General features: G+C 43.0%; 17 protein-coding genes. 4 read left to right on the forward strand and 13 right to left on the reverse strand.

The genetic code is table 11. The features are described 5' to 3' along the window. Window positions 1-362 precede the first annotated feature (362 nt). Window positions 363-1,544, reverse strand: a complete 1,182-nt coding sequence (locus tag ACSBL2_RS21595; protein WP_442588633.1) for an MFS transporter — start codon at window positions 1,542-1,544, stop codon at window positions 363-365. A gap of 211 nt (window positions 1,545-1,755) precedes the next feature. Next, a complete protein-coding gene (locus ACSBL2_RS21600) occupies window positions 1,756-2,307 on the reverse strand; it encodes a hypothetical protein (RefSeq protein WP_442588634.1) in 552 nt (183 codons plus the stop codon). A 206-nt stretch (window positions 2,308-2,513) separates the two neighbouring features. On the opposite strand from ACSBL2_RS21600, the gene ACSBL2_RS21605 reads away from it, so the two are divergent. Both ACSBL2_RS21605 and ACSBL2_RS21610 read left to right on the forward strand, forming a co-directional pair. Next, window positions 2,514-2,891: a hypothetical protein gene (locus ACSBL2_RS21605; RefSeq protein ID WP_442588635.1), complete on the forward strand. Its 378-nt coding sequence runs from the start codon at window positions 2,514-2,516 to the stop codon at window positions 2,889-2,891. A gap of 149 nt (window positions 2,892-3,040) precedes the next feature. After that, window positions 3,041-3,592, forward strand: coding sequence for a ClbS/DfsB family four-helix bundle protein (locus ACSBL2_RS21610; protein WP_442588636.1), 552 nt, complete (start codon window positions 3,041-3,043; stop codon window positions 3,590-3,592). A gap of 49 nt (window positions 3,593-3,641) precedes the next feature. Here ACSBL2_RS21610 and ACSBL2_RS21615 read toward each other — a convergent pair whose 3' ends face one another. Together ACSBL2_RS21615 and ACSBL2_RS21620 are read right to left on the reverse strand one after the other, a co-directional pair. Beyond that, window positions 3,642-4,967 (reverse strand): SWIM zinc finger family protein, encoded by a 1,326-nt coding sequence (locus ACSBL2_RS21615; protein WP_442588637.1) that lies wholly within the window; start codon window positions 4,965-4,967, stop codon window positions 3,642-3,644. A 2-nt stretch (window positions 4,968-4,969) separates the two neighbouring features. Continuing rightward, a complete protein-coding gene (locus ACSBL2_RS21620; protein ID WP_442588638.1) occupies window positions 4,970-8,062 on the reverse strand; it encodes a DUF6493 family protein in 3,093 nt (1,030 codons plus the stop codon). Between the two features lie 411 nt (window positions 8,063-8,473). Between ACSBL2_RS21620 and ACSBL2_RS21625 the strand changes: the two genes are divergently transcribed. Together ACSBL2_RS21625 and ACSBL2_RS21630 are read left to right on the forward strand one after the other, a co-directional pair. Further along, on the forward strand, window positions 8,474-10,525 hold the full coding sequence (locus tag ACSBL2_RS21625; RefSeq protein ID WP_442588639.1) for a M13 family metallopeptidase: 2,052 nt from the start codon (window positions 8,474-8,476) through the stop codon (window positions 10,523-10,525). A 178-nt stretch (window positions 10,526-10,703) separates the two neighbouring features. Beyond that, the gene (locus tag ACSBL2_RS21630) at window positions 10,704-11,261 is read left to right on the forward strand and encodes a GNAT family N-acetyltransferase (RefSeq protein WP_442588640.1); all 558 of its coding nucleotides are present in this window, start codon (window positions 10,704-10,706) and stop codon (window positions 11,259-11,261) included. Window positions 11,262-11,509: 248 nt separating this feature from the next. Here ACSBL2_RS21630 and ACSBL2_RS21635 read toward each other — a convergent pair whose 3' ends face one another. The 9 genes from ACSBL2_RS21635 to ACSBL2_RS21675 all read right to left on the reverse strand — a co-directional run bounded on the left by ACSBL2_RS21635 (window position 11,510) and on the right by ACSBL2_RS21675 (window position 24,697). Continuing rightward, a complete protein-coding gene (locus ACSBL2_RS21635; protein WP_442588641.1) occupies window positions 11,510-12,736 on the reverse strand; it encodes a redoxin domain-containing protein in 1,227 nt (408 codons plus the stop codon). Continuing rightward, complete coding sequence (locus tag ACSBL2_RS21640; protein ID WP_442588642.1) at window positions 12,733-14,406, reverse strand: trypsin-like peptidase domain-containing protein; 1,674 nt, start codon at window positions 14,404-14,406, stop codon at window positions 12,733-12,735. Before ACSBL2_RS21640 ends, ACSBL2_RS21635 begins: the two co-directional genes overlap by 4 nt. Window positions 14,407-14,410: 4 nt before the next feature. Further along, complete coding sequence (locus ACSBL2_RS21645; protein WP_442588643.1) at window positions 14,411-15,589, reverse strand: redoxin domain-containing protein; 1,179 nt, start codon at window positions 15,587-15,589, stop codon at window positions 14,411-14,413. Between the two features lie 26 nt (window positions 15,590-15,615). Further along, the gene (locus ACSBL2_RS21650; RefSeq protein WP_442588644.1) at window positions 15,616-17,079 is read right to left on the reverse strand and encodes a PKD-like family lipoprotein; all 1,464 of its coding nucleotides are present in this window, start codon (window positions 17,077-17,079) and stop codon (window positions 15,616-15,618) included. Window positions 17,080-17,093: 14 nt separating this feature from the next. Continuing rightward, window positions 17,094-17,801 (reverse strand): DUF4843 domain-containing protein, encoded by a 708-nt coding sequence (locus tag ACSBL2_RS21655; RefSeq protein ID WP_442588645.1) that lies wholly within the window; start codon window positions 17,799-17,801, stop codon window positions 17,094-17,096. A 33-nt stretch (window positions 17,802-17,834) separates the two neighbouring features. After that, the gene (locus ACSBL2_RS21660) at window positions 17,835-19,259 is read right to left on the reverse strand and encodes a RagB/SusD family nutrient uptake outer membrane protein (RefSeq protein WP_442588646.1); all 1,425 of its coding nucleotides are present in this window, start codon (window positions 19,257-19,259) and stop codon (window positions 17,835-17,837) included. Window positions 19,260-19,267: 8 nt separating this feature from the next. Continuing rightward, entirely contained in the window at window positions 19,268-22,531 is a 3,264-nt protein-coding gene (locus ACSBL2_RS21665) for a SusC/RagA family TonB-linked outer membrane protein (RefSeq protein ID WP_442588647.1), read from the reverse strand. 278 nt (window positions 22,532-22,809) lie between these two features. Further along, on the reverse strand, window positions 22,810-24,015 hold the full coding sequence (locus ACSBL2_RS21670; RefSeq protein WP_442588648.1) for a FecR family protein: 1,206 nt from the start codon (window positions 24,013-24,015) through the stop codon (window positions 22,810-22,812). Window positions 24,016-24,097: 82 nt separating this feature from the next. Next, complete coding sequence (locus tag ACSBL2_RS21675) at window positions 24,098-24,697, reverse strand: RNA polymerase sigma factor (protein WP_442588649.1); 600 nt, start codon at window positions 24,695-24,697, stop codon at window positions 24,098-24,100. Window positions 24,698-24,721: the final 24 nt, after the last annotated feature.

Genomic DNA, 24,721 nt, shown 5'->3' on the forward strand with positions numbered 1-24,721 from the left:
GGTTGTCTTTTAAAAGTTAAAAGCCTTCCAGCCATCGGGCAAGCAAGGCTTTTTTTCAATTGATTATGTTCAGTGTCACAAGCAAAGCCTTTGTGCCTGTTGACTAAATTTATCTTTATGAATTCTATGCGAATTGATCGAAAATGTATTTCCTTATATCCCTTCCAAAATAAAAGAGATATTTCAATTGGCAAACTGCAAAACGTTATGCAGACCAAAATCCTTTCAAGGCTGCAAATATATAATTATAAATCAAGTTAGTTCTATTTTCAACAAAAAAATACGCTGATGGTCATTTGAAAGGAGCTTCCCCGGTGATATAAGGCAGCTGACAGTCGGCCGGTTTAATTGCTGTAAGCCATTTATTTAGCATAAATTCTGCGAAATGCCATATGCACCATCAAGGCAAGCAGGCTAAATCCCATACCTACGGCAAGCACCCCGTTCCATTGCCAATGCGACCAGCTTAAAGCAGCGAGGAATGTACCCAGCGAACCCCCAATAAAATAGGATGTCATATACACCGTATTCAACCGGTTATTGGCTTCAGGGTGCAGTGCAAAAATAGAAGATTGGTTCATAATGTGCGTAGCCTGCATGGCTATATCCAGAATGATGACCCCCAGGATCAGCGTCCAGTATTGGTCTCCCCCTTGGTAAAAGATGAACCATGCGGATAGAAAAATCAACATAAAAAATGCCGTAAGTTTGAAAAAGGAAACTTTCTTCGCCAGCTTCCCCACACCAACGGCCATCAGTGCCCCGGCCATGCCAATAATACCGAAAGCCCCGGCAATTTCACTTCCTGCGTTAAATGGAGGTTGGGCGAGATGGAAGACCAATGATGTCCAGAATGCGCTAAAAGAGGCAAACAGGAAAGCACCACGGAGTGCAGCAGCCTGTAAGGCAGGCTCTGTCCTGGCATAATGCAAAACAGATTGCATCAACTTTGCATAAGTCCCTTTATATACGGGATAGAGTTCTGGCAGTTTCCAGCTGATCATTACCCAAAGCACCAATGTAATCCCGGCAGCAATGAAAAACATGGCACGCCAGCCATACAGGTTGCCGACCCAGCCACTCAGGATTCTGGATCCCAGAATACCAATCAGCAGTCCGCTCATGACCAGGCCGATAGACTGGGTTCTTTTCTCCGGACGGGCAAGGCTTGCCGCCATAGGGATAAACAATTGTGGGACAACGCAGGTTAAACCGGTTAAAAAACTAAAGATGTAGATCTGGTAGAGCGACTGACTTAGTGCGATTCCTAAAACAGAGAGGAAAATAAACAGAAAATCAATGACAATCAGCCTTTTTCTGCGGAACAGGTCTCCGAGAGGCACAATGGTCAGTAATCCTGCGGCATAACCGATCTGTGTCAGCATAGCGATATTTCCGGCACTGGATTCCGATACCTGCAGGTCTTTCGCAATCAGCGATAAAAGAGGTTGGTTATAGTAATTATTGGCAACAACCAATCCTGATGAAATGGCCATTAACCAGAGTAATGGTGCAGTAAGTTGTGGTTTCTGAGAGGTATCCATTGAGGCAGCGGCTTTGTGTATCCCTCAAAACTATCATTATTTTCATAGAATAAACTTGTTTTCCAGTAGTTTTTCAATAACTCGACAACTTGGTTTCTCAATTTATGAATTGTTCTTCACAGGATTTCAAGAGTCCACCAGCCCGGTTTTCATGGCTGCTTGTATTCGGTAGGCACATGACGGATTTATCAGGGCTGCAAAAGACCTGTCCTTATTCTTCCTTTCCTGCAAATGCTGCAAGCGTGACCTTATGGCCAACACTAGTCAACGCATTGGCAACAAATGCACCCGTATAGTTCAGTTCAGGTACATCGAAAGCATTTTTACGGGAGGCGATTAACCTGTAACTTCTTTCCGCACCCTGATAAATCACCACATGTTCATGGATTTCCATTTTCTGGTCATCCTGGTAGCTATAAATGAGCTGTGGTTTTGCCTTAGCAGGGAAAGTGATTTTCAGTTCATCTTTACCCGCTTCCACCCATGCATCAGTAAAACCAATGGTACGAATGGCGTAGGCTCCCCCTCCTTCTGAAAAGAGAAAACCTGTATCATCAGAAAACCGGCTTTCTGTTACTTTTCCTTTGCTGGCATCATACAAAGAATATCCTGAGGAAACAATCAGGCTATCGCTGAAAAGATGGTATGACAGTGGCGTACCGCCATCACTCACTGTTGGCTCTCCGGAACCAGGAGCCAGATTCATTTTCTTACAGGAGCAAAATATGCCCGTCAGGAGGATAAGGATAATAGTTATTTTCATAAAATATACAGTCGATTAAACCTTAATTCATTAATCAATAACAAAGATAATTAATTTCCTTTTTATACGTAAAATAACCATAGTAAACACTTTTAATTCATATTGTAAAATTATTATAGCATATAGTTACAAATATCATACAATTTGCTAGTATTAAAGTACAGCGCCCAATAGCAAAACATCAAACAATTGGGAAAATTTGTGAGATGATACATTTGGGTAAAAAGTTAGAGGAAGTAGCAAAGGAAAGGGGGGTTGGGGCGACCGCACTGAGCAGGCAGCTGAATACAACCAGAGAGAATATCTACAGTATCTATACCAGGGAAAGCATTGACATTCCCCTACTGCTGCTTTGCTGCAAAGTTTTAAACTACAATTTTTTCCAGCATATTTACCAGGAAGAACCATTATTAAGCTTCAAATTACAGGAAGAGCAGGAAAAACGTGCAGAACTGGAAGCAGCCCAGCTCAAGATCAAAACCCTTGAGTCATCTTCCATCCTGCAAAAGGAACTCATAGAAACACAACGGAATTTATTGGTGGAAAGGGAAAAAGAGATCGGCCAGCTGAAAGAAAAAATTTAAAATACTTCCCGGTCCTGGCCCGGGACTCACATCAAATCCATTGACGAAAACAGTAATGCGCTCCACACCTGTTTAGTGTCCAGAATCATATTTCAAACTCATACTTTTTCCGGTAAACTTGAGTTAAAAAATAAGATAAGAGCAATCCCATGGCCGTTCCAAACAGTAAAGAAGAATTACAACAAGCAATCACCACCAATTATACTAAGCTCAGAGATGAGCTGTTGAAAATCCCTGTTAACTCCGCTACGGCCAAGGAACTGGAAGGACATGCAAAAGGTACTTTGATGAGTATCAATAACCTCCTCGCCTACCTCATTGGCTGGGGAGAGCTCGTGCTGAAATGGGAACAAAAGAAAAAAAACAATGAACCTGTGGATTTTCCTGAAACGGGATATAAATGGAATGGGCTTGGCATGCTGGCCCAAAAGTTTTATCAGGATTATGCTGAAGATGATTATCCCAGGTTAACCAAGAAATTAGACCATACCGTACAAAAGATCCTTATGTTAATAGAAACGAAAACAAATGAGGAACTTTATGAAGTTCCATGGTATGAGCACTGGACACAAGGGAGAATGATCCAGTTCAATACTGCTTCACCCTACCAGAATGCAAGGGGAAGAATAAGAAAATGGATCAAAACCATTGCAATTCCACAACACAAAATCACAGTAAATCATTCAACAGGAAATCAATAGCATACAAATAGGATCGCCATGACCAGTTACAGCGTAGTTGTGATCATCATCAAACCACCATTTTCACTGCCAGTATATGTTTACAAATGCCCCTCTTCCCCTGATAGGTAGTAAACCATTCACAGGTACAGCGGTCTCCTTTCCCATCCAGAACAACTTTATGCTGAACGCCGGTACCTTTTACACTGGCCTCAATATAACCTGCTTCATTCCGTAAAATCTGTACTTCCTCCTTATCGATCAGTTTTTTCGCATTTTTCAACCGGGGGTTTAAGCTCAGGATTCGTTCAGCTTTGAATGGCAGCTGTCTGTAAAAATGGTTACGTTCTGTCAGGTCATAACCCAACAGCCCAATGGAAGACAAGCTGGAAGTCAGCTGATCCATTGTTCCGAAATCTATATCATGCGCTATGGATAATAAAGTAGGATCAAAAGTCTCATTTGATTTCAGTAAACTATTCAATCCATACACCCATTCTACCGGAACATCTTCCTTCATATTTTCCAGGGCCTTTCCTTCTCCTGAAAATCCACGGTAAGCATCAGGCGAAAAAGCCATCAGTAACTGCATTTTACCACATTCGCAGACCATTGAACAGGTTTGTTGATCTGCCGATTCATAGATATAAACCTTCTCTGCCAATGCCAGTATGCCCTCCAGCAGCCGCAACCGGTGAATACCCCCGATCCGAACCGCATCTGCTGTCACCAGGGTAGAAAACATAAACTTACCGGCGCGTTTCGTGATAAAAAAATCCCCCTTAACACTTCCTTTGGGCAGGGTTTGAAAAAGTTGTATGGCCTGAATTCTATTCAGCTCAAACTTCAGGTCCATATCGGCAAGATAAAGCTGTACACTCGTCAGACCTTTGATCCAGCGCATGGGCAGTGTTACTTTCTTTTCTGTGACTTTAGTTTTAGCAGTAATTACCTGTACATCTTTCTGTCCGACAGCCAGGGTAACTTTTTCATTTTTCTGGATACTGTTCAGGGCATTCAGCATGGGATCATTAAAATCCACATTCGTAGTGCCATTGGCGATAAATTCTCCATCAATAGATTCCGGCTTCATATCCAATCTCACATACACACCATTGCAGGAAGAGAAACCTTCAAACCTGATTTTTTCTGTACCGGCTGAAACAATCGGGTCACGAAGACTGGGTGGAACAGGACCGAAACTGGAACGCACGACTTTAGCAATGGTACTCCAGCATTTTGCAGTCACGTATGGATCCGTGAGGCTACCCCAAAAGAAACAGGGAATAGTATTTACGGCCTCAATCTCAGTTTGATGGGCAAGAACAAGGCTGTTTACACCTTTCACTTTCGTATAGGTGGAAACTCCCTGATATGCATATTGTAAATCTGTCATTGTCATCTGTTTAAAATTTGTGCTGCCAATTTTTTCAAAGCTGTATTGGCCATTAGTTTCTCAAATAAGGTGATTACAGGCGGCGAAGGTTTCAAATTGGTCTTGTAAAGGACATCGACATAGTGTTCCACCAATTTCTTAAAATTAACAGGAAGCTTGTCCATGCCGGACAGCCCCTCAAATATGCCATCAATCAACTGTAAACATGCTGAATTGTGTAATGAAGAGACTTCCTTCAGCATCCCCATGCACTCAACTAACCTTAGGAAAGGGCCGTATTTGTGAAAAGCAAGAAAGGAAAATTTCCGGGCAAGCAGGTTAAGATCTACCGACCGCTTCTCTATCAGGTTAATCAATACCTCGGCGGACATCAACCGCAACTCTTTCTTATCCTGGAAAAATGTACAGGCATACAAAAGCAGAGCCGTATCCGAAAACAAGAAACCATATTGGTTCACTATGTTCAGAAATCCTTTAAGCTCCTCTCCACCACCAGCAGATGTTACACAGGAGGAACGTAAAAGGAAAACCGCTAGGGCGTCAGTATTTTGTGGCATCAGGCTGTTCCAATGATACACATTCCCCGCACTATGCAAGAGATAATCCCAGGTGTTTTTCCGGCTGAAGAGGTCCAACCCATATAAAAAATATCCTGTTGTTTGCTGATAACCGGGAAAGGGAATATGTATTTCATACCAGGATGTGGAGCGTTCCTTTTTCTTTGTCTGGTAATTTACATACTCATTCCAGCGTTCCTCAATTCTGATTTCCGGAAAAAATGGAGATACTACGAAAGGAACATTTTTAAGGGAAGTTCCATTAAATTCCGGAAATGTTTCGTTGGGATAATAAGTTCTGGCAGCCATGGCCCATAACTCCTCCAGGCCATCATCCGTTGCAGTCTTTATTTTTGACAGCAATTTATTGAGTATAGATGGTTTTTTGAGCAGAATTGCAGGTTCTGTTCCCAGGCAATACGCCATCAGATCTCTCAGATCAGCATTCAACTGTTCGAGCAAAGGAATAGCTTCGGCAATATTTTCCCGTGGCATCCTGCTGATGGCCATACTCAGGTCGAGTTTATTGATTTCCACTCCTAGCTGCTGACAGGTAATCAGCCGCTCCAGTAATATCTTTGGCGCAACCCAGTACGGATAGTGGGAAGGAAACGAAAGCATCGGTATAGACTGGAGACTATCGATCCTTTGCTGGACCGCATGGAGATAGGGTTTGATCAATAAAAGTGTCTTTATTTTATGATAAGCACTGTCCTGCACCTTAAAAACGTAATCATAGTTGTAAATCTTTTGCTGTAAGAAAACGCTGATATAAGACTTATAAGTACTATCAAAGTATTTCTTCTCCAACTGCTTTCCATAAGGCTGCAGTTGTTCCGCATAATTTTCAGGAAAAAGATGCCGTTGATTAATATATACATGGAGCAACAATTCAGCATCCAGTACTTCATCGGAGGTCATAAACTTTCCGAATAAAAAAACGATATCATTCCAATCCTCCGGCAGTTCAACTTCCTGAAGCAAAACTTTTTCTTTCTTTGGTTCGTACCGGTAAACTACCGTTTCCTCCAGATCCATTGTCGCTATATCCGGATGAAGAAGCTGACTTAAGTCAGTACTGATATTCCCCTGCATCAGGGAAACGTAATCAGATAGTTTCTCCTTCAAGACCTCATCTTTGTCAGAGGCAATTTTCAGGAGCAGCTTAGTTGCTCGCTCCTGTAAACTTAAATCCGGCACCATGTAAACATTAGCAGTCAGCAAGGTGATTTTTTGATTGAGCTCCGGATACAGCTTATTCAGCTTCTCCAACACCGGAAGCACACTTTTAATTGCTGCCTTGTTATCATTTGCCATCAATACCGGTTCCAGCCAGTCAAGAAAAGAATTTACATCGAATTCCTTTTCCTGGTACAATAGCTTACTCAGGTCCATAGCGAAATTCACTACGGGTGCATAGGTATATTGCAGACAGGCAAAGATATTCTCCTGAAAGGGCAAGAGTTCCCCAGCGACAGGATTTAATTCCGTCAGCCTTTTGCGAAAAAAAGATTTAAGGCTATTGTTCCAGTCTTTGGTCTGGATTAAAATGGTTTGTTCAATAAAATGTGCCCTGCTCAGTTTGCCTTCATCCAGCAGAGAATTGAAAAGGATTTGCCAGAGACTATGTGCATTGTAGGGCTCAGTGTCTTTATCCCTGAAATAAGATTGATGCAGACCGGTTTCATAATTAAACAATTCCGGGACTTCCCGTTCATAGGCAGTCTTATCATTCAATACACGCGTAATGAACGCTCTTGGTTTAATTTTAGCCGACCATTCATTGTATGAGGCCAGACTTAAGGCATACAATTCAGGCTGGAATTCAATTAAGGATTGATCTTCCAGAAAACGCAATGGCAGGTAATTGAATCTGATCCACTCACTTCTTTTACATTTTTCCAATATGAATTCAGCAATCCATGTGGGTTTAGCCCATTTCAATACGGCAAGGATGAATGGTTCCTCAGCTCTTTTGAATATTTCTATGGCTTGATCCCACGGATTGATGTCGGTTTTATTGCTCAGGGCAATCGCACTCAGTACAATAATATCTGACTGGATGGCATCTCCCCTTACTCCCCAATTAGACCCATTTTTCTTATATTCGGGTTCATTGACAAGATCTATATAATCTAACCAGTACCGTTTACACTTTCTAAAATGTTTTTTTAAGGCTTCAAGATTACCTTTTGAATGCTCCATTAAAAAAGGCAAAAGTGCCTGCAGATTCCTGGAGAGAAGAATCGCATCATAAGCTTCCAGCACAACTTTAATATCAGTTTTTGCATCTTTTCCTGATTTGGATGCTGAGGGAACGGCAACCACTTCTCCATTCTCCGAATATCCCTTTTTCATTTTCTCCTTCAACAGTTTTTCTGCTGCTTTCAGGCAATCTTCATGACTGGAAAATGATTTGGTTTGTGAAAGTCCCGGTGTGCCGTTTCTTCCATAAGTCACTGTATACGCTGTATCGGCAACTTCAATTTGCCAGAATTTATCTGATGTACCGTCAATGTATTTTAGCTGTTTCTTCATAATAATATCGGGCTTGACATTGTCCAACACAGGAATTGATCGTCAATAAATATGCGATTAATTCATTATTTATAAAAGAAAAAGAAGCGGCATGACCTATTCTTATTGTCCGTACGTACAAAGGATCTTTCGATCCGGCATCTCCATTTTCCTGACCGCTGAAACAATCCAGGGGACCTGATTTACACGCAGCACAGGTCTGCTCTGTTTAGCTTTAATCAGCTTACTACTCGCGGATAGTACATAGAATAACCAGATAGGTCTCTTTCCTGCACAAGCACATGACCGGACTGTTCGGCCTTATTTTATCCTTTTGCAACAAGGCAACAGGTTCCATTGTCGATTTCGGATAAACTACCGGAATGGTGAATTATTTTTTCTAGTTTTGACATCTACACTAATATATTCATAATGAAGATAAAAACAATGAAATCTTGTAGTGTTCCCCTACTGGCAGGGACAATATTACTGATGGCTTCCTGTAATGGTACTGGCAGCCATCAGCCAAAAGAACTGAAATCAGGAATCCTTACCCAGAATATGGATACTACTGTACTCCCGGGTAATGATTTTATGGCCTATGTGAATGGAACATGGCTGAAAAAAACCAGTATTCCATCTGATAAATCCCGTTATGGGGTTGGTGCCATTATCAATGACAAGGCACAGGAAGACGTCAAGGCCATCATCGAAAACGCAGTGAAGACCGGTGGAAAAGAGGGCTCTGAAGAGCAGAAAATCGGGGACTTTTATGAATCCTTTCTCGATAGTAAAGGACGTGACGCGATAGGCCTGAAGCCCCTGAATGAGGAGTTTAAAAAGATTGATGCGATTTCCTCGGCCAAAGATCTTTCGGCTTACTTTGCTTATGCAAATAAATTCGGCCATGACATCCCATTCGGGATAAGTGTGATGGAAGATCTGAAAGACCCTAAAAGGTATATGTTGATCACCTGGCAGGGTGGCCTGGGATTACCTGAGCGTGAATATTATTTACTTAAAGATGCCAGGTCGGCTCAAATCAGGGCACAATATGTTACCCACGTAGAAACCATGCTTGGTTTGTCTGGTCTGCCTGATGCAAAAGCAGCGGCGGCAAAAATCATGACACTGGAAACCCAGCTGGCAGTAAACCACATGAAAAAAGAGGAAACGCGGAATATGGCAGGTTTGTATAATAAATATGCAATTAAAGACCTGGGCAAACTGACTCCCGACTTCGACTGGAATACGATGATCAGTGAAGCAGGAATCAAGGGAACCGATAGTATTGTCATTGCACAGGTTGCATACACCAAAGCCCTGAATGGCATACTCAAACAGACACCCCTAACCACCTGGAAAACCTATTTAAAATGGACGGCGATCAATGGATCAGCATCATTTCTGAATTCAGCACTTGATAAAGAGCATTTCAATTTCTATTCAAAAACCCTGAATGGAATAAAAGAGCAAATGCCCCAATGGCGTCGTGCAGTGGACCTGGTGAATGACAATCTCGGAGAGATGCTGGGCAAGCTTTATGTAGAGAAGCATTTCTCTCCGGAGGCTAAAGAACGCATGTTACAACTGGTAGGTAACCTGTTGAAAGCTTATGAGTCCAGTATCAAAACATTAGACTGGATGAGTGAAGGTACTAAAAAACAGGCGTTGGATAAGATCAGTAAATTCACGCCAAAAATAGGTTATCCTGATAAATGGAGAGACTACTCCGCACTGAAAATTGTGAAGCATGATTTGTTTGGGAATAAAAAGCGTGCTGATGAATTTGAATACAACAGAACAATAAATAAGCTGGGCAAGCCCGTAGACCGCAGCGAATGGGGCATGACGCCTCAGACTGTAAATGCATACTACAATCCACCAATGAACGAGATCGTATTTCCGGCGGCAATCCTGCAACCTCCTTTCTTTGATATGACTGCCGAAGATGCAGTAAATTACGGAGCAATCGGAGCAGTGATTGGTCATGAAATTGGTCATGGATTCGATGATCAGGGAAGTACATTCGATGGGGATGGCGTGATGCGCGACTGGTGGACAGCGAAAGATAAAAGCGAATTTAAAAAACGTACAAGTGCACTGGTAGCACAATACAATAGTTTTAAGGTTTTCCCTGATCTGAATGTAAACGGGGATTTTACCCTTGGTGAGAATATCGGGGATCTTGGTGGATTAAGCATCGCCATTAAGGCTTACAAAGAGAGTCTTCATGGTAAACCGGCTCCTGAAATGGATGGGTTTACCGGCGAACAGCGGGTGCTTATTGGCTGGGCACAGGTCTGGGCAAATAAATCTACTGAAGAAGGATTGAGAACACAGGTAGGTACAGATCCGCATTCACCGGCACAATTCAGGGTAAATGGTGTGGTGAGAAACGTACCTGAATTTTATGAAGCGTTTAAGGTGAAAGCAACAGATTCCTTATATCTTGCTCCGGATAAAAGGGTGAGAATCTGGTAAACAGCGCAATGCATTACTGCATTATTAGGTAAGAAATTGATGTCTATCCTATAAAGTTGGTATTTTAACCCAATCATGGCCGGAAGAAATTCCGGCCATTTTCATATGTTGAAGAAAAAGCCAGGGTCAACCCGACATGGACTAATATTTTACCAGACATTTTAAAGAAAGTTAAGGTATGAAGATAAGAAAAGCAACAGTAGCCGATTCACAAGACATTGCTACATGTATTCTACTCGCTATGGGTGACATTATTTATCAGTTTATTGGTTGCAAAGACGATGTTCTGGCAAAAGAATTCATGTTATCCTTTGTCAGCAAAGGAGGCAACCAATACTCCTATGAAAACTGCTGGGTAGCAGAAGAGGACCATGGCATAATTGCAGCTGCCTGCATTTATGACGGAGCAGCACTGCATAGACTAAGAACCCCGGTTTTAGATTATGTTAAAAGTAAGTACGGTATGACATTAATTCTTGAAGATGAAACCCAGGAAGCGGAGATGTATATTGACTGTTTAGGGGTAGATGTTCATCAGCAAGGCAAGGGTATCGGCTCGGAAATGCTCCGGTTTCTGATTAAAGAATATGTGGTAAATCGCCATCAAATATTAGGCTTATTGGTCGATGAGGATAACCAGGCCGCGAAACGCCTGTATCTCAGTCTGGGTTTTATGGTGATGGGAAATAAGACTTTCGCAGGAAAAAAGATGGAGCACCTGCAGATCGGTCACTGAACTCCCTGAACGGTTGATCAGGATAAAGAGAAGGCAGAGATAAAGTGGATCCAGGTAAATCACCTTAGATAACAGGTAAACCACATCAGATAATGAAAGCCCCAGATTTCTCCGAGGCTTTCTAGGTGACCACATACCAATTCCAACCCCTCATCGCTCTGAGGGGGACAAGCGTTAGGACCTGCCGCTGTCATTGGTGCCCCCACAATTGGGGATCATGCAAAGAAAGGAGGCCAAATAACAGCAGATTATCTCCTTGACATATCGATCATGGTTTTGATTTCAGGGATTGCTTCATCTACGCCAATAAAACCAACAGTCCTGAACCTAATGATTCCCTCTTTGTCGATGACCAGTTTTGTAGGCAAACTACTTACCCTGAAAGCTGATGACATAGGGTTTTGGTTGCTCAAAGGGTCTTTCAAATCCATGTACACGTTAAAAGTATAGTGTTTACTATTGACAATCTTCATTGCATCTTCAGTTGCTGAAGCTCCCTTTTTTTCTGAGGTGTGCACAAACATGAAGACCACTGAATCATCACCTTTATAATAATCCACTGCTTTCTGCATTCCCGGAAAAGAGCCTACACAAGGAATACACCAGGTAGCCCAAAAATCAATGAATACCGTTTTTCCCTTTAGACTTTTTAGCGAAACAGTCTTTCCATTTACATCTTTAATCTCAAAATCTGGCGCAGGCTGGTTTACTTTCATTTTTTCAACCTTTGCCTGTATTTCTTTCGTTTGTACAGCAGCGATGGAATCCAATACTGTTTTAAAGCGCTGTTCACTGCCATATTTCTTCAGATAAAGTTTCCCGAGTTCGGTTTTAAAATCAGGACTGAGGTGTACATATTTCCCCCTTAGCAGTTTATTCGCTTCTGTGAGTGCCAGATCAGGATTGCCTGTGCGGATTAACGCCAGGGTATACAACTCAGGATATGCGCTACTCCCACCGCCCTGACCTGCTGCCAGGTAAGGCAAAGACTCTTTGTATTTCCCCTGTTTAAAGCGAATGACACCCAGTTGAAACTTCAGCTGCTGTTTTTCCTCCCCGGAAAAAGAAGCCGATCCCTTTTCATCAATCAACGGGATAATCATCTGCTCAGCTTTATCCAGCTTTCCCGCTTCGATAAGTGTACCAATTACCGCACTCCAACTATTGTTCTTCCAGCTTTGGTCTTTAATCTGCCTGATCCAATACTTGGCTTTTTCCGTATTCCCGGCTTCGGCATAGGCAATTGCCGTATGCTGTGCGCCGGCATCAAGCAGCATCTGGTTCATCCCATCATCCGGCTTTTTAAGCATCTGATTTAACATCAATTCCATACGGGGTGCTTCTACCTCTGATTTTATCGCGTTGTACAGGCCCGAAAGACTGGTATCGGCTGGTAACGACTGGGCAATTGCATTTGTGCTGAACAGCAAACAAACAATGCCGGCCTTCATTATATATAAAATATTCTTTTTCATGTCTTCCTCTTTACTGCTTGTTGAATAAAATCGGCAACAACATCTGCAGGCATTACAACTGCGGATGTTCTGCTGTGTCTGGCAATATTAATGCCCCTGAACCGGCCTTCAGCGTCAAAGACCGGGCTTCCGCACTCCTCTGCTTTAATTGCCGCGTCCTGAACAAAAACCTTCTTAAATCCATCTGAACGCGCACTTCTGCCACCCTCAAAATGACTGGCTACATGGTCGGCTCCAGGATATGCCGGAAGGTACATTTTTACCCGGATCGGCTTCCCGTCCCTTACAGCATCTATGCTAATGGAATCACCGGCAAGATACTTCATCAGCTCTGCGCCATATTCCGGTGGCCTGCTGATAGAGACCCCGTTAATTGCAGTGACCTGGTCCTGCAGTTTCAGAAATCCTGCTGAAGCACTTCCTTTCTGGATATCGGTAATGGTAATCTTCTGGTCAATGAACCTTGCATTCGCACCGAAATGACCCACACTGAAACGCATAGGCATATCGATAAATTCTGTACTGAGTACCCCTACTTTTTTGTGTTCCGCGGCCAATGCCGTCACCAGGAAATGTCCTAAATCAGCATGGCTCCATTCCGGCATTTCCTGATTAGTTTTCAGGGGGGTAACACCAGACATTTTGGCGACCGGTTTCAGTAACACCAGGTCATTGTCTTTGTCTCTGTAATATACCCCGGCAGGGATACTTTTTCCATTGAGCATAATTTTCACACTATCGGCAACAGCAGAACTTTTGCTCAGGATGTAAACTCCGTTTTGTCCCGCAGCGGAACATTCTACCACGGAACCCAGTATGTTCAACTTCGTTCCTCCCCTGGAACTTATTATTCCAACAACACTCTTCGCCGACTTTTCGGATAATCCTGCCAGCTGTTGTATTCCAGGGATCACCGATATTTCAGGTTGGCTTGCTGCCGGGTTCAGCTGATCCGGTTCTGGTAACTCCTGATAATCCTTCGCGACATTCAGCGCTGTCCAATATTTTTTGTAGAGATCTACAGGCACTTCGAAATTCTCCTCCTCGCTGTCCCTTATCCAGCTATGAAGCGCAAGCACTCTCCCCTCGATGTCAAACAACGGACCACCGGAATCGCCAGGCTCCATCTTGCAGCTTGAAGTGATATAACCGCTGCTGATATCTACGTTGGTGAACTGACCGAAACGGACATTGGGTTGTTTGCCGTCAAAAGATCCCGGATAAGAAATACTCAGGGCGGGCTGATAGACTTTGGTATTTGCATTGGATCCCATCTCTGCAAAGGGCCATTTCCCAGGTTTCAACATTTTGATCATGGCCATGTCCAGATCCCGGCCTTCTTTTTTGATGGCCATGCGACCAAGACCTGTTGCCAGATATTCAGTGCCATCGGGAAAAGTTACCTGGTAAACTTCATTGGGTTTAGTGGCATGGGCGACAGTAAGGATATGTCCTTCCGCAGTGACCACCACACCACTGAAGCCGCCCTCCCCGGTACGCTTGCTCAGCGTGTCATATGCACATATCCGCACACTGGAGGCAAAAGACTTTTCAATACCTCTGGAAATTAATGCCTCGAGTTTTTTAACCTCAGCAAGCTTTTGAGCGATGCTGCTCTGAACACAGAGCAGCAACAGCATTACAGGTAGAAACTTTATAACTTTCATCATTGGGTTAGCTGGACTGGCGGGATAACTCAATCATTGTCGACAATTCATTTACTGCAGCTTCATTGGTGCCACCAAATCCGCTGGTTGAAAAGCGAATATTGCCTGTTCCATCGATGACGAATTTAGCCGGGATACCTTTTACATCAAATAATGAAACCGCAGGATTTTTCTTCGTTTCCGGATCCCTGACATCCATATACAGCGGCAGATTAAAATTATTGTCGGCCAAATACTTTATTGCATCAGTCTTTGGATCATCAACACTTTCCCAGGTATGGATAAACAGGAATTTTACCTTCGGATCATTCTTGTATTTATTTACCGTCATCTGCATGGCAGGCAATGCTCTTTTACAGGGGCCGCACCAGGTAGCCCAGAAATCTATAACGACTGTTTGTCCTTTAAAATCGGCCAGCGTAACTACTTTTCCGTTCTGGTCAGTAACCTTAAAGTCCGGAGCAGGCGTTTTCAACATTTTGGCAACCAGTTCTTGTTTTCTTTGTTCTTCAGCCTGCTGCACAAGTCCGGCAAGATACGCTTTGGCATCTTTTCCGGGATTGACCTTACTGTAGGCGGTTTTTACTTCGTTCTTAAAGTCATCGTCCCCAAGACCAGCAGTCACAGCTTTTTCCAGTTCTGGAAGAGCCTCCTGGTAGGCACCCGTTTTACTCATCAGGTAGTAATATCTGGCAGTTAATGCCGGACTTTTCCTTTGCGCATCCGCATAATATTCCTTCATTGCCGTAAAAGCTTTGGCATAATCTCCTTTTTTTGCCATCAGCTGACTATACATGTTCAGTAACATCTGGCGATCTTGTGGAGAATTGTCAGCTTTAGCCATTTCCTCATTGAGCAATGCCTCAGCGGTTTTGATATCATATTCCATCAATTGCCCTGGTATAGTTCCCAAAGCCATCGTACGTGACCTTGCATCAATCTGACGGAAATAGGTAAGTGCCTTCTTTGTATTTTTTGCGTTTGCAAAATTACTGGCCAGCGTAAAATTATACATTTCAAAATTATCCTTCGGATGAGCGCTTTTTAATCGGTTGAGGATGGCTTCCTGCTGTAAAGGATCATTAATTATTTTCAGGGAATCCAGGCTTGCTTTGTAACCGGGTTGCTGACTGTAAGCTATAGCCGCAACGAATGTTAGGGCAGCTGTTGTTATAAATTTCTTCATTTGTTCTAAGTTTTAATTTTAATGTGTTATTCTTCGTAATTTCCTCTGGCCGCAGCCACTTGTTCAATCTCGCCAAAGCCTTCAAATTTCTTGGTATAGGTATTATTGGTAAACCTTCCCTGTCCGTCAATATCGAAGTAATAAACTTCGCCGGCATTCCCATGATTTATTCCCACCACCATTTTTGTACTGGTACTCCGCAGCATTTTGATATCCTTTATGACATCACCTGATGGGAAAGTATAGATCAGACTAGATGAATTGGCCAGCATATCATATACATATATTTTGTTTCCTGCAGCATAATACAGCTGCTTCAAAATCGATGAAGTAGCAAATTTTGTGGCATCGCCGATGTCAGGACTATTCAGGATTTGCTGGTAAATACCTGGAGAAACTGAAGAAATGGTACCTGTGGTCGACAGCAGAAAGCGTGCACCGGCCGTATTTTCCATCACATAATAGAATTCGGCACTTTGGAAATAGGAACTTGTCCCCATGTCATAGGCAATCATTTTTTTACCCACATTAGCCATATCAAAAGCTCCTGATGGTGTTGCCGCCGATGTGGTCATTGTCCTGTCCAGATACCCCAGCTGCACGAACTTCATGCCCTTATTATCATAAAAATGAGTAGTATATAAATTTCCGGAAAATACCCCCGGAAAGGCCTCATAATCTCCGTTAATACGGTCAGAAAAAGGCTTCAGGGCATCATCTCCAAAAGCACTGGCACCCAGGCCGGCGTACACGCCACCATCGGCCACAATAAACTGGTCATATCCAAGAATTGTTGTAGAAAAAGCCGGAGTGCTTTTAAATGGAAGACGGGTTGCCAGGCCAGGAAGTATAGTGGCGGTATTTCTAAGCTCCAGCCAGTCGTTGATATTAAACAGGTAGGCGCCCTGATCGGTGAAGAAAGCGAGCGTACCACCATCTTCATAAGCATATAAACCCAGGGCTTTTCCAGGATAGCTCTTGTCGTTAGTCGTTTCCATGGGATTATCAAATACTTCATCATCCGTACGGATCAAAGACACCCGGGCGATACCATTTTTAGTATTGACCACATACCAGCCTCCGTAATAAATTCCAGTTACGGTTAAGGTATATCTTGCCAGTGCTGAAATCCCGGTTTTATTGCTGGTTACTTTTGCAATGATCCGGTATGTTCCCGGGCTCAGCTCAACATACAACCTCAGGTCTTTGGTTGTTGCCAGGGGGGTAAATTCTGTATTGCTATCATAAGTATCACTCGCTGAAATCTGCCAGAGATAGGTATACTCCTCATTACCGGGCATCCCTTCCACCAGCTTAGGGCTGATAATTAATGAATCCAGTGCCGCTACCGTATACACCGAGTCAGCAGTTTCGAGTTTTAAATTATTGATTGGATTGTATTCAAACAATTGCTTGTCCTTATGACAAGCAGCAGCCAGCATTACCGTACAGGCAATCAGGCATTTTATAGCAAAATATTTTATACGCATGATTTCAAATTAAATTAAAAACTAACCTCATTGCCATTTTCATCTATCAGTGGTCCGTTCAGGGCCTCGTACTCTTCCAGGGCCTTTTGCAATTTGACAGGTAGATTGTATACCCCATCTCTTCCGATAGCTTCACTTGAAAAATCTGTCAAACCGGTAACCTCTACCATAAACCGGTATTTCACGGCACTAAATACGCCAAAAGCAGACTCCAGCCAGCCATCAGGTTCCACAAGCTGATTGGTAAGATCAATCTTAAAATATTGAAAATTCTCCTCCGTATACATTGTATTCGTTTCCGGGGTCTGACCTATCGTACCTAATTTAAAATCAGCTGTTTCCGCAGGTTCCAGCACCAGCCTGTACGTATTTGCCGCCATTCCTGGAGAGTTAAATACAACAACAGGATAATCGAATTTATAAGCACCTGCCGGGATGGTCACCTCCTTCAGCTCGTAATCCACTCCCGCAGTTGCCGTAGTGCCTTCAGCAGCTTTAAGCAATACCTTTCGCGGGTAATCCTTGACTGCTCCTGTAACCCGCATGCTCAGGAAAATGGTGTCTCTCGTTAATGCTGTTACCGCAAAAGCGAAGGAATACTTTTTAACGGCTTCGAGATGGTACTCCTCCCAGGTATAGGCAAAAAAGGAGATGCCATCTTTACCTTCGTAAGTCATCACCTCTTCTTTTTTACAGGAAAAGAGGGTTGATAATAGGATCAAAAAATATAAATATTTCATAATAATAGGCTATAACTAATTGGAATAATTGGGGTTAAATTGCAGTTCAGCATCCGGAATTGGCAATACATACTGTGAAGCGGTCATGGCTGCAGACCTGAATTGCATGGTAGAAGCGTTGATACGTTTGTAGTAAAAGAACAACTGGCCCTCTGCATAAAACTCCTTTTGGTATTCTTTTGTGATTGCTGTCCTCAGCGCCGCCTCAGTAGTGGCAGTAGTGGCTGCGAGCCCCCTGTTTTGTCTGACGGTATTTAAAAACGCCACACCTTCTGCAGGAGTTGCAGCAGTTTCTGCCAATATATAATACATTTCAGACCATCTGATGCCCGGCACGTACTGGTCCTTCCTGGTATCCGTAATCTCCGTATTTGCAGACTGCCAGAACTTAGATGGAAACAGCGCTGAACCATCCTGCTCTAAGCGGTAAACATACCTGATATCTGTTGACCCTCCCGAAGTAGTTTCATATAAGGTGTTGAAATTTGCCTGGCTACGGGTCAGTTTGGCATTTGCACTTCCATTGTACCTGAAATACGTTTCAGTCCAGTTAACCATATCCCTTACCCTGATCATAAACACCTGCTCGTTAAAATATAGCCGGTCGCGGGTATTTGAAGAACTCGATACCTGGGAAGCCTCAGCTTGTGTTACCCAGGTATATTTTCCTGAATTAATGACCACTTTAGCTGCCAGGGCTGCACCGGATTTATCACCGCTATACAGTAGTATCCTTGCCTCCAACGCTTTAACACCGTAATAATTTAATTTGTTACGCCTTGTCCTGGTATCACTGGTGACAATAGGATCAACTGCAATCAGTAAGTCCTCAGCCTCTTTTACATCGGCAAGTGCAAAATTGATGACTTCAGCAGTTGTCGCAGGTACATTGGCAATCTGGCTAACGGTAGTGGTATAGGGAATTGCTTTAAGCGATTCACCTGAAGCATACGCCGGACCAAATAAACGCAACAGGTCAAAATGGATGAAAGCACGCAATGCCAAAGCTTCTCCACGGATACGTCCATAAGCACTGGCGGTAAGTACTGCCCTGTTAGACTCCGTATTTGTAATGATCTTATTGAGACCTGCAATTGCAGCATAAGCTTCAGACCATATGGCAGCAGTATGTGTTTTCACTTCATCAGCAGCATAGTTCAGCTTTACACTCTCCACAAGCGGGATGTAACTATTCACGGTGATGGAATAGTTTTGCTGTAATGCGGAAACAAAGCCCATGGATAACTTATCACCATAAAGATTACGGCCAGCCAGTTGTGAATACACCCCGGTTAAGGCCTGCTGGAATCCCGCCTCAGAAGTAAATAACTCCTTTTCAGACACATTGGATTTTGGACTTACCTCCAGGAACTTTTTACAGCTGGCAAAGCACATCGCTACAGCGAGGCACCCTATCATAAAAATTTTATATTTCATCATTTCGAATTTTAAAAACGTGCAGTTAAATTTAGGGTGTACTCTCTCGCAAATGGATTATCTGTTCCACGTTCGATTTCAATTGAACTTAATGTATAGGTGTTATTCGAAGTGACACCAACCGTTAATCCTTTTATCCCGATACGCTGTAATAGTACAGGCTTGAACTGGTAATTGAAATTCACAGAACCCACCTGAATATTGTTGTCATTCTGCACAAAACGGGAAGTCAGCTGCGTTTGCGTAGCTGTACCACGGATTCTCCGGTATGGGCTCACATCACCAGGGCCAGTCCAGCCCAGGTCATACGCCCTGCGGTCTACGTTATTGCGGGCATCCACACCTTCTACCCTGTTCATCAAAGTAGAATTGTAAAGCTGTGCACCGTAGTTATACGTGAGACTGAAGTTGAAGCTAAAACCTTTATACAGAAAATTTGAATTGACGGCACCAGTCCATTTCGGACGTGTGTCCCCCGCATACACTTTATCTGCAACATCCCATAAAAAGGTGCTGCTGCCATCTTTTTTTACATACACTTCCTGGCCCGTAACCGGATCAATACCCAATGACTTCACGACATAAATCGCTGTAGTCGACTGGCCTTCAATAAACTGTGGATTTACTGCAGTCTGGTCCGTATTGTTTCTATTTAAAGCCTCATTAAAGGACCTTAGCTGATCTGAAAGTTCCTTTAAAACAGATTTATTGGTAGCCGCATTAGCGGATACATTCCACCTTAAACCGGTAGCGGGATTATTCAGAATCCGGTAACCGATATCAATCTGTAATCCCCTGTTCTGAATTTTGCCTAAATTCTCTGTATAAGATGAAAACCCTGTTGAAGGTGCCACAGAAACTGTGGTCAGCGCATTTTGGGTAACCTCCTGATACACCTCAGCATTAAACGTCAGACTGTTATCCAAAAAAGCAGTTTGCAAGCCAATATTTGATTTTAATACCCTTTGCCAGCTCAGATTTGGATTTCCGAGGCTTCCCAAAGTACTGCCGAGTTCTCCATAATAACCAGTAGTGGAATCGAAATTATACCTGAACTGCGATGCATAAGGATCCTGGGCGGAGGTACCTGTCGCACCATAACTTCCGCGCAGCCTCATCAGGTTAATGATGCGGTTATCTTTCAGGAATTCTTCATTGTGCATATTCCAGCCGATCCCTGCAGACCAGAAATTACCATATTTATTATTTTCTCCGTAGGCTGATGAACCTTCACGGGTATAGGTAAAATCTGTAAAATATCGGTTATCATAGGAATAATTGGCACTTCCGGTATAGGAAATCCTGTTTGTCGTAGCTTCAGTTCCGGTTGGCCTGCCCGCTGCATACTGGGTAGCAAACAGGATATGGTCCAGGCGATCAAAGGGGTATCCTTCTGTCGACATTAAATAAGAATCAGCTTTGGTTGTGCTCAGGTTCAACAATGCATTTGCGGAGATTCCGTGAAGCCCAATAGTTTTGTAATAGTTGAGGGAAGTATTTCCTTCCAGTGAAAACGAATTACTGGTATTGATCGTATAGCTGCCTTTTCGTGCCAAATCTGTTACCTCAGCAAAACGGCTATCCAGTCCAGAATAAAAATTATCAACCGTTCCGTTAACTTTAGTTAATCCTATACCTGCATTTACATATAGAGATTTACTGGCATCATAACGAACTGTGCTATTGTTCCGCAGGGTGAAATTCTTATTCCTGTTATCAATGGTATTATAGCTGACATCCATCAAAGGGTTCAGGACAGTAGAACCTTCCCTGGATGTACTGTTGGGAACGGATATATTTTCCAAGTATTCCTTCATCTGTCCATTCTGGTCATATGGGGTCCAATAAGGGTTGTATGACAGGTAGTCGCTGAATGAACCATAAGGCGAAGCATTGGAAATCACCTGGGTTCCGGTGGTATTGTTTTGGAAGAGGAACTTTTTGGATCTGTAACTGAGGGTAAATGCACCGGCATAATTTTTACGGTCCTGCCCTTTCATTACCCCCTGCAGAAAATTTGTGGTGAAATTCAGGTTAAATGTGAGGGCCTGATCACCTCCACGCAATCCCAAGGAAGTTCTGTTGCTGTGTCCGGTTTGTACAGGAATGGCTTTCCAGTCTGTATTTGCTCCGCTCAGCATCGCGTTATACCTTTCATTCCAGAGGTATTGCTGGCCAAAAGTCTGTACCAGTCCCGCACGCTTTTCAAAATCCAGTTTTTCCGAAGCATTTAACATATTGTAGACAGAAAGATCCGGAGTAGATAAAGTAAAATTATTGGTCAGGGAAACTTCTATAGTACCTTTAGGAGGCATAATCGTTGTTACTACCATTACACCATTTCCTCCTCTTGAGCCATAAGTAGCCGTTGCCGATGCATCTTTTAATAAGGTGACTGAGGCAATCTGGTTCATATCAAGATCCTGAATAGCCTGCAGGGTAACCTGAAAGCCATCAAGGATAAATAAAGGTGTATTTGGGTTACCTACAAGTTCAGAGCCCAGTGTTGGGTAGGAGTTTTGTCCCCGCATCTGCACATCAGGAAGCGCATTGATATCACCACCGGAAATATTATTCGGAATAATCCTGAAAGATGGATCCAGGGCCGCCACAGCAGTAAATACATTTGTCGGACTTACTTTCTTCAGTTCCTCAATGGTCATGCTTTTTGCAGCCCCTGTATAGGTTGATGCTTTACGTTCGATATTACCGGTAATCACGGTTTCATTGAGCACCTGCAAATCTTCTTCCAGATAAATGGTATAGTCAGCATTTACTGTAATTGGCATCACTACAGTTTTATAGCCAATATACCTGAACTCCAATGCCTTTGCACCCGAAGCCACACTAATGGAAAACTTCCCGTTCTTGTCGGTCTGGACCAAAGACTTCGTTCCTTTTATGGTCACGGTTACACCTGGTATGGGTTTACGGCTTTTATTGTCGCCTACAAAACCACTGATGATGTCCTGTCTCGCCACAGCCCCCATCTTAATAATCACGGTTTTGTCCCTGATCAGGTAGTCGAGCGACTGACCTTCAAATATCAGCTCCAGCACATCCTCCAGTGCAGCATTTTTCACATTGATGCTGATGGGGCCAGTATGCTGTAGCAGGTTATCCGTATAAAAGAAATTATAGCCGGTCTGTTCTTTCAATTCCTTAAAGACTGCTTTAAGGGGGGTATTAGATTTCGATAAAGTGACTTTCTGGGCAAGGCCTGAAGCGCTCACCTGCATAAAGAATGCTATTAATATCACGATGGTTAAGCGCATAGTTAGCAATATTTTTAGGTATAGCCGTTTAGGCATACCAAATTTCCTGGAATTTTGATACATTAGTGGAAGGTTTGGTTGATCAGTTGCCTTTTCTTTCGACGGGTCAGGCAACTGTGGTTAACGTTGATTTTTTAATTGAATGTTCCAAACTTGTGACCAGGTCCTGATTTGACATCGGGGCCTGGGTTCATTTCACAGGAATCTTTTAGGGTAGTTTTCTGATCATGCGCTTTTTCTTTTATGGTGAATATTCTGGTTAATTATCGGTTTAGGTTTTATTTTGACACGTATATTTTTCTTCCTTTGATTTCAAAATGAGCGGCACCGGTAGATTCAACGATATCCAATACCCTGGACACTTTGTCAAACCTTGATACGCCTCCGCTAAATCTTTCATTTGTTGGTGTTCCCACGTAGATGACCTCTACATTGTACCAGCGTTCCACCATCTTCATAATGGTTTCAATACGTTCGCTTTCTACGACAAATTCGTTGTTTTTCCAGGCTACGGCCAGGTCAGTATCAACTTCCGAGATATGGATTTTTCCATTCAGCACATTGGCCTGCTGACCAGGTTTCAAGACCCTGGAGCCCCCAAAAGCACTCAGTTTTATACTTCCTTCCAGCAGTGTGGTTTTTTCCTGCTCCTCATCTGCGTAACTGCTGATATTAAAATGGGTTCCCAGCACCTCGACTTCCTCTCGATCTGTTTTCACGATAAAGGGATGTGCCTTGTCCTTCGCTATCTCAAAATAACCTTCTCCACGCAGGCTTACCACACGCCTGCCGCCTTCGACCAGTGATGTTTTATAGCTGAGGCTCGATGCCGCATTCAGGTAAACAAGGGAACCGTCAGGCAGGTGCACCTGATAAGTTTCACCATTTGCAGTGGAGAGCGTGTTGACGGCATTTGTGTTCGATGCTGATTCTTCAATTTCATATACCAGCTTGCCATCTGCTGTTTTCGAGATCGATATACCGGATTCTTTCACCAGCTCGCCGTTGGATACATCTGCCAACCTGATTTTCTTGCCGTTTGCCAAGGTAAGCGTGGCACCAAAATCGCCAGGTGCAACATCATCTGCAGTGTGTACTGCAACATCCTGAACTATCGTTTGCTGATGGTAGGTATAGAAGTAAATACCCACTACCGCCAGTGCAATAGCAGCCGCGGCTGCAACCATACGGAAGCCAAGCTTCATCCTGGCTTGCCTTCTTACCGCCATCACATTGGTTGTTGAACGGATATATTCAAAAATATTATGATCTACCTTAGCCACAATAGAGGCCATTCTGGGGTCGATTTCTGTACTTTCGTCCTCAACGTCCTCAATAGCTAAAGTGGATGTAATCATCGTCCGTAGCAGGTCCTGATTGTCACCCAGATAAAAATAATCCATCAGTTCTTGCGTTTCTTCAAGACTACAGGCATTATTCAGGTATTTATGAAATAAATTTTGAAGTTGTTCTGGATGTTTCAAGGTTCAATTTTTACAGCTAATACGGAGCCGGGCAAAAAAATCCTTAGTCTGATGTGAATTTTTATTAAAAAAAATACATTTATCAGAATCCTTTGAATAAAACAGCTAAAATAACAGACATTTCCAATCCAGAGGTGTTACCAAAGTAATCTTTAAGAAATTTATTAGCCTGTAACATGTGACTACTGATAGTTTTCCCATTAATACCCATGATTTCTTCCACTTCTTTATAAGATTTACCTTCCAGCTTACAAAGTGTATAAACTTTTCTGCGTTGCGGTGGCATAAGTCCTATCGCATACTGAAATTTCTGGGAGTTTTCCCTGATGAGCATATTTTCTTCGATATGCAGGTAGATTTCAGAGCTTGATGCCATGATCTTAGCCAGTAGCCGTTTATCCTTTGCCACTTTCCGAAAGTAATCGTATACCAGGTTCTCCCCGATACGAAAAAGGTAAGATTTAAACGATTTTTCAGGATCAATATCAGCCCTGCCTTCCCAGATTTTAACAAATAGCTCCTGCAAAATTTCCTGCACCAGATCATCCGACTTCAGCAGCTTGAACAGGTTACCAGCAAGACGGAACTTATAAGTATGATATAGGGTTTCAAATGAACGCTCGTCACCCATCTTCAATTGAAGCAGTAGTGCTTTTTCATCAGCTTGGCCAACAATATTCATGATTTGATCCCCAGACAACTAAAC

This window comes from Pedobacter sp. AW31-3R (assembly GCF_052180285.1).
Lineage (GTDB): Bacteria > Bacteroidota > Bacteroidia > Sphingobacteriales > Sphingobacteriaceae > Pedobacter.

Excerpts from the sequence above, each read along its gene's own strand:
- ACSBL2_RS21595 (WP_442588633.1), bottom strand. The coding sequence starts at position 1,544 with ATGGATACCTCTCAGAAACCACAACTTACTGCACCATTACTCTGGTTA.
- ACSBL2_RS21600 (WP_442588634.1), bottom strand. The coding sequence starts at position 2,307 with ATGAAAATAACTATTATCCTTATCCTCCTGACGGGCATATTTTGCTCC.
- ACSBL2_RS21605 (WP_442588635.1), top strand. The coding sequence starts at position 2,514 with ATGATACATTTGGGTAAAAAGTTAGAGGAAGTAGCAAAGGAAAGGGGG.
- ACSBL2_RS21610 (WP_442588636.1), top strand. The coding sequence starts at position 3,041 with ATGGCCGTTCCAAACAGTAAAGAAGAATTACAACAAGCAATCACCACC.
- ACSBL2_RS21615 (WP_442588637.1), bottom strand. The coding sequence starts at position 4,967 with ATGACAGATTTACAATATGCATATCAGGGAGTTTCCACCTATACGAAA.
- ACSBL2_RS21620 (WP_442588638.1), bottom strand. The coding sequence starts at position 8,062 with ATGAAGAAACAGCTAAAATACATTGACGGTACATCAGATAAATTCTGG.
- ACSBL2_RS21625 (WP_442588639.1), top strand. The coding sequence starts at position 8,474 with ATGAAGATAAAAACAATGAAATCTTGTAGTGTTCCCCTACTGGCAGGG.
- ACSBL2_RS21630 (WP_442588640.1), top strand. The coding sequence starts at position 10,704 with ATGAAGATAAGAAAAGCAACAGTAGCCGATTCACAAGACATTGCTACA.
- ACSBL2_RS21635 (WP_442588641.1), bottom strand. The coding sequence starts at position 12,736 with ATGAAAAAGAATATTTTATATATAATGAAGGCCGGCATTGTTTGTTTG.
- ACSBL2_RS21640 (WP_442588642.1), bottom strand. The coding sequence starts at position 14,406 with ATGATGAAAGTTATAAAGTTTCTACCTGTAATGCTGTTGCTGCTCTGT.
- ACSBL2_RS21645 (WP_442588643.1), bottom strand. The coding sequence starts at position 15,589 with ATGAAGAAATTTATAACAACAGCTGCCCTAACATTCGTTGCGGCTATA.
- ACSBL2_RS21650 (WP_442588644.1), bottom strand. The coding sequence starts at position 17,079 with ATGCGTATAAAATATTTTGCTATAAAATGCCTGATTGCCTGTACGGTA.
- ACSBL2_RS21660 (WP_442588646.1), bottom strand. The coding sequence starts at position 19,259 with ATGATGAAATATAAAATTTTTATGATAGGGTGCCTCGCTGTAGCGATG.
- ACSBL2_RS21665 (WP_442588647.1), bottom strand. The coding sequence starts at position 22,531 with ATGCGCTTAACCATCGTGATATTAATAGCATTCTTTATGCAGGTGAGC.
- ACSBL2_RS21675 (WP_442588649.1), bottom strand. The coding sequence starts at position 24,697 with ATGAATATTGTTGGCCAAGCTGATGAAAAAGCACTACTGCTTCAATTG.